The following is a 2,981-nucleotide window of genomic DNA, read 5'->3' as shown; positions in this document are numbered from 1 at the left end:
TGTACTTTCGAAATTCAGGGTTACTTTAAGCGTACTTAGATTTTCAAGATAGACATAAAAAACTTCGACACTCATGGTCGAAATCCTTACGGTTAGCATAAAAACTTGCCGTTACTTGTGATACGGTTCACCGTAACGGGCTAACGGCGAATTCGCTGTAACCGCAATCTCACTCTGCCCATCATCTTTCTCATTTGGTTCGATCTTGGTCTAAACCATTCGAGCAGTGGCGCATACTAGAGCGCAGACAGCTGCTTGATAAATTTTCCAGCTCGTCGACCAATCCTTTCGCAAGTTCGAAATCTTTATCTTTCAAAGCCGATTCGATTTGCATTTCGACCGACTTTTTCTTTTGTTCAATTTCCAAGTAGTCTTTGTCGAAATGACTGGCGTAGATCATCTGTCTGAATTTACGCATACTCATTTTTCGAATGGTCTTATTCTCAACGATCAGCACATAATCCATCCCGTTTACGACGGAATAGAAATCGTGTGAAACCATAATGATCGTACCTTTATAGTCTACGATGGCTTTTTCCAGCGCAATCTGCGAATAGATGTCTAAATGACTCGTCGGTTCGTCAAGCAGTAGCAGGTTGGCTTGCCTTGCTGCGACTTTAGCCAATTGGAGCATGTTTTTTTCCCCACCGGACAACGATTCTAACTTCTGCTCAAGGATTTCTCCTTCGAAGCCGTAGTTCAACAGATAAGCTCTGACCTCGTCATAAGTCTTAAATCCGGCGTCGATGAATTCATGCAGGATCGTATTCGAATCTTGCAGCGTCTCGCCTTGAAGCTGAGATAAGTAAGCCACTCTCGCATCCGCATGAACTTTGATCGACTCATGATTGTTTCGGAAGATGTCCCGCAGCAAAGTCGTTTTCCCGGTGCCGTTCGGACCGATGATAGCGACTTTATCCTTGGATTTGATCTCAAAGTTTACGTTCTCCAACAGCAGCTCGTCGAAGGCCACGCTATAATTATCGACTTTTACGACAACAGCGTCTTCCATTTCATGTTCAATCCCGAAGCTGATATTCGGCTGCTTGATTTCGACGAACGGCGCTTTGATTCTTCGCGCTTCCAGTCTTTCCTGGAACTTCACTCTGGCTTTTAACGCTCGGCCTCTGGATGCTTCTGAATTATAAGTCGCGATCGCTCTAAGGTTGTCGATGATTTGATCGTATCGCTCGATCTCTTCTGCTTCAGCGACGGCGATCTCCTGCAGCTCGATTTTGGCCTGAAGCAGCGAGAAATGATATTCGATATAGCTTCCGTCAAACTCTTGAATTTGCGTGTTTTCCAGGTGAATGATTTTGTTGAAGCAATGGTTTAAAAGATAGCGGTTGTGCGTAACGACCAGCAGCATGCCTTTGTGGGAGTTGATCAATTTTTTGAGCGCGTTCAGATTTTCGAAGTCCAAAAATACATCTGGTTCGTCCATGATCATTAAGTCCGGATTGGTCAACATTTCCTTCATGACTTGAATGAGTTTGAATTCCCCGCCGCTTAAGGAGGTTACGCTAACGTCTTTTAACTTTGCGAGATTGGCCAGATTCAGCTTCTTATTGATGCCGCTTTCGAAATCGTCCCCGCCCATCGATTCCAACGCGTCCAGAGCGAGTTGAACCTCCTCCATCAACGAATCCATATCCGATCTCGTCGCCATTTCGGCATAAATCGCGTTGAGCTTCTCTTGAATCTTGGTACATTCTTCACTGATATATTCAAAAACGGTCATTTCTTTCGCCGGGTCCACCTGCAAGAACTGACTAACGTACCCGATTCGGCAGTTCGGATCGATCTCCAACTTACCGTCGAACAAATGCTTTCCCGGGTCCATCAGGATCTCGATCAGGGTGCTTTTCCCGCTGCCGCTTGTTCCAATAAAGGCGCAGTGTTGCCCTTCTTCGAGCGTGAACGAAATGTCGGTATACAGTTCTTTTTGTGGGAACGAGAAGGATAAGCGTTCAACTTTGATCATCGCGTTACCTTTCTTGGTAGCTGTAATGGGGTTGATTAGAGATACTGCAGAACATGAATACGGAGTTTGCCGGACCTCAGACTAACACTCTTTGCTGCCAAGTTCAAATGGGTAGACCAGGCCCCGTTTATGAGGATATTCGCTTAGGTCTTGCGCTCCATAAGTTACGCATCCCACAGAATGGATGAATTGTTTGATGTAAATGTAAAAGGCATGTTTTTCTGCGCTCGAGCCGTTTCTCCCTTTATGAAGACAAATAAACACGGCGCGATCGTTAATCTCGGCATCGCCGGACAAAACGGATTAGGCTTCGCTTCCTTACGCCGTGTCCAAATCAGCTGTGCATGGACTTACTAAATCATTAGCACGTGCGCTAGCCCCCGACATACGAGTTAACTGCGTCGTGCCGGGTGCCGTTGCTACAAGATGGTGGTCAGGAAGGGAAGACCAAATGAAGAAATTAGCTCCAAATCTTCTACTTCAGCGCATTTCATCACCCGAAGATATCGCACAAATGATCTGTGCAACTTTAGAACAAGAAGCGATGACGGGTCAAATTATCACAGTGGATAGCGGTCAAACCCTATAAGTTCAAGAAAAAATGACATATCAAGATTGCATCTGCCTGGATTCGGAGATATGATTATTTTAATTATTGCGATTATTCCGAAGAAGATGGCATTTTTTTCATATGAGAGTCTTGTCTTATTAATTCTTGTCATGGTATCGAGATTTTGAGAGGCGGATGAATGGATGAACGGAACAACAGCTATGTTTAAGAGTCGCGAACTTGAGCAGAATTACATGGAGGCCTATGCCAAGACATTGTCTTTGTGGCCAGTTCCATATGAATCTCTCTATGTAGATACAGAATATGGAAAGACCCATGTGATCGCTTCCGGTCCTAACACCGGAGAACCCTTAGTGCTTCTTAACGGTTTTGGCTTTAGTGCTACGATGTGGTATCCAAATATTGAGCCTAAATTTCGAAAGCCCG

Annotated in this window: 2 protein-coding genes and 1 pseudogene; 2 read left to right on the top strand and 1 reads right to left on the bottom strand. The window is 44.9% G+C overall.

From position 1 onward, the window contains the following. Nucleotides 1–190 precede the first annotated feature (190 nt). The gene (locus ABEV74_RS17675) at nt 191–1,984 is read right to left on the bottom strand and encodes an ABC-F family ATP-binding cassette domain-containing protein (RefSeq protein ID WP_430148014.1); all 1,794 of its coding nucleotides are present in this window, start codon (nt 1,982–1,984) and stop codon (nt 191–193) included. A gap of 183 nt (nt 1,985–2,167) precedes the next feature. Here ABEV74_RS17675 and ABEV74_RS17670 point away from each other — a divergent pair. Next, nucleotides 2,168–2,573, top strand: a pseudogene (locus ABEV74_RS17670) (SDR family NAD(P)-dependent oxidoreductase); the annotation flags it as partial. A gap of 164 nt (nt 2,574–2,737) precedes the next feature. Beyond that, nucleotides 2,738–2,981: alpha/beta fold hydrolase (locus ABEV74_RS17665; RefSeq protein WP_430148012.1), on the top strand; the 244-nt coding region annotated here is incomplete at its 3' end.

It is taken from the genome of Paenibacillus cisolokensis (genome assembly GCF_050481165.1).
GTDB lineage: Bacteria > Bacillota > Bacilli > Paenibacillales > Paenibacillaceae > Paenibacillus_AH > Paenibacillus_AH cisolokensis.
The sequence above is the reverse complement of the archived record's forward strand: the minus strand, read 5'-3'. Positions and strand labels throughout refer to the sequence as shown.

Bases quoted from the DNA above. Each gene is read 5' to 3' on its own strand.
- ABEV74_RS17675 (WP_430148014.1), bottom strand. From the start codon at position 1,984: ATGATCAAAGTTGAACGCTTATCCTTCTCGTTCCCACAAAAAGAACTG.